Origin of the sequence: Staphylococcus sp. HMSC62D11 (assembly GCF_001839145.1) — a bacterium.
In the GTDB taxonomy this organism is placed as follows: domain Bacteria; phylum Bacillota; class Bacilli; order Staphylococcales; family Staphylococcaceae; genus Staphylococcus; species Staphylococcus lugdunensis.
Genome location: NZ_KV840173.1, coordinates 1 through 2317 on the forward strand (window position 1 = coordinate 1; position 2317 = coordinate 2317).

The following is a 2317-nucleotide window of genomic DNA, read 5'->3' on the forward strand; positions in this document are numbered from 1 at the left end:
AAAAGATGAAAGAAAGATATGGAACAGTCTATAAAGGCTCTCAGAGGCTCATAGACGAAGAAAGTGGAGAAGTCATAGAGGTAGACAAGTTATACCGTAAACAAACGTCTGGTAACTTCGTAAAGGCATATATAGTGCAATTAATAAGTATGTTAGATATGATTGGCGGAAAAAAACTTAAAATCGTTAACTATATCCTAGATAATGTCCACTTAAGTAACAATACAATGATAGCTACAACAAGAGAAATAGCAAAAGCTACAGGAACAAGTCTACAAACAGTAATAACAACACTTAAAATCTTAGAAGAAGGAAATATTATAAAAAGAAAAACTGGAGTATTAATGTTAAACCCTGAACTACTAATGAGAGGCGACGACCAAAAACAAAAATACCTCTTACTCGAATTTGGGAACTTTGAGCAAGAGGCAAATGAAAAACAAGAAAATGCATTATCTGATTATTATTCTTTCAAGGACTAGTATAACATAAAATCGTCTACAAATAGACAAAAAACCTGCACGCTTAATGTAGATCAAAAGCTTAACGCAAATGAAATAGATTGACCTCCCAATAACTACGTGGTGTTATTGGGAGGTCAATCTATGAAATGCGATTAAGCTTTTTCTAATTCGCATAAGCGTGCAGGTTTAAAGTACATAAAAAATATAATGAAAAAAAGCATCATTATACTAACGTTATACCAACATTATACTCTCATTATACTAATTGCTTATTCCAATTTCCTATTGGTTGGAACCAACAGGCGTTAGTGTGTTGTTGAGTTGGTACTTTCATGGGATTAATCCCATGAAACCCCCAACCAACTCGCCAAAGCTTTGGCTAACACACACGCCATTCCAACCAATAGTTTTCTCGGCATAAAGCCATGCTCTGACGCTTAAGTGCACTAATGCCTTTAAAAAACATTAAAGTCTAACACACTAGACTTATTTACTTCGTAATTAAGTCGTTAAACCGTGTGCTCTACGACCAAAACTATAAAACCTTTAAGAACTTTCTTTTTTCTTGTAAAAAAAGAAACTAGATAAATCTCTCATATCTTTTATTCAATAATCGCATCAGATTGCAGTATAAATTTAACGATCACTCATCATGTTCATATTTATCAGAGCTCGTGCTATAATTATACTAATTTTATAAGGAGGAAAAAATAGAGGGTTATAATGAACGAGAAAAATATAAAACACAGTCAAAACTTTATTACTTCAAAACATAATATAGATAAAATAATGACAAATATAAGATTAAATGAACATGATAATATCTTTGAAATCGGCTCAGGAAAAGGCCATTTTACCCTTGAATTAGTACAGAGGTGTAATTTCGTAACTGCCATTGAAATAGACCATAAATTATGCAAAACTACAGAAAATAAACTTGTTGATCACGATAATTTCCAAGTTTTAAACAAGGATATATTGCAGTTTAAATTTCCTAAAAACCAATCCTATAAAATATTTGGTAATATACCTTATAACATAAGTACAGATATAATACGCAAAATTGTTTTTGATAGTATAGCTGATGAGATTTATTTAATCGTGGAATACGGGTTTGCTAAAAGATTATTAAATACAAAACGCTCATTGGCATTACTTTTAATGGCAGAAGTTGATATTTCTATATTAAGTATGGTTCCAAGAGAATATTTTCATCCTAAACCTAAAGTGAATAGCTCACTTATCAGATTAAATAGAAAAAAATCAAGAATATCACACAAAGATAAACAGAAGTATAATTATTTCGTTATGAAATGGGTTAACAAAGAATACAAGAAAATATTTACAAAAAATCAATTTAACAATTCCTTAAAACATGCAGGAATTGACGATTTAAACAATATTAGCTTTGAACAATTCTTATCTCTTTTCAATAGCTATAAATTATTTAATAAGTAAGTTAAGGGATGCATAAACTGCATCCCTTAACTTGTTTTTCGTGTACCTATTTTTTGTGAATCGATTATGTCTTTTGCGCATTCGCTTCTTTTCTATATAAATATGAGCGAAGCGAATAAGCGTCGGAAAAGCAGCAAAAAGTTTCCTTTTTGCTGTTGGAGCATGGGGGTTCAGGGGGTGCAGTATCTGACGTCAATGCCGAGCGAAAGCGAGCCGAAGGGTAGCATTTACGTTAGATAACCCCCTGATATGCTCCGACGCTTTATATAGAAAAGAAGATTCAACTAGGTAAAATCTTAATATAGGTTGAGATGATAAGGTTTATAAGGAATTTGTTTGTTCTAATTTTTCACTCATTTTGTTCTAATTTCTTTTAACAAATGTTCTTTTTTTTT

2 protein-coding genes are annotated in these 2317 nt (G+C 31.3%); both read left to right on the plus strand.

The genetic code is table 11. The features are described 5' to 3' along the window. Nucleotides 1-5: 5 nt before the first annotated feature. Complete coding sequence (locus HMPREF3267_RS00010) at nucleotides 6-482, plus strand: replication/maintenance protein RepL (RefSeq protein ID WP_000664727.1); 477 nt, start codon at nucleotides 6-8, stop codon at nucleotides 480-482. A 705-nt stretch (nucleotides 483-1187) separates the two neighbouring features. Beyond that, nucleotides 1188-1922, plus strand: coding sequence for a 23S rRNA (adenine(2058)-N(6))-methyltransferase Erm(C) (gene erm(C), locus HMPREF3267_RS00015; RefSeq protein ID WP_001003264.1), 735 nt, complete (start codon nucleotides 1188-1190; stop codon nucleotides 1920-1922). Nucleotides 1923-2317: the final 395 nt, after the last annotated feature.

What these genes read in the sequence shown, in the direction of transcription:
- HMPREF3267_RS00010 (WP_000664727.1), top strand. Translation starts at nt 6, where the DNA reads ATGAAAGAAAGATATGGAACAGTCTATAAAGGCTCTCAGAGGCTCATA.